Here is a 205-nt window from a genome sequence, read left to right as displayed (position 1 = left end):
CTCATTGGCATAATCATGCTTCACGTAATGCAATAGCTCGTTTGGGTGCAAAGCAAGACGGTGTAATTAGAAATCATCAACAAATGGCAGATGGTAGCTATCGAGATACCGTTGTATTTTCGGTAATTAATAGTGAGTGGTTAGCCGTAAAAGCTAGTTTGTTATTCAAACTGGAAAGGCGCAGCTAACAATTGCATCAACACGA

Annotated in this window: 1 protein-coding gene; it reads left to right on the top strand. The window is 40.0% G+C overall.

Features of this window, described 5'->3' with window-relative positions; all coding sequences use genetic code 11:
- Nucleotides 1–188 (top strand): GNAT family N-acetyltransferase (locus tag A6E04_RS21525; protein ID WP_244886304.1); only part of this gene is annotated, 188 nt, incomplete at its 5' end.
- Nucleotides 189–205 lie beyond the last annotated feature (17 nt).

This window comes from Aliivibrio logei (assembly GCF_001691055.1).
GTDB classification, from domain to species: Bacteria; Pseudomonadota; Gammaproteobacteria; order Enterobacterales; family Vibrionaceae; genus Aliivibrio; species Aliivibrio salmonicida.
The sequence above is the reverse complement of the archived record's forward strand: the minus strand, read 5'-3'. Positions and strand labels throughout refer to the sequence as shown.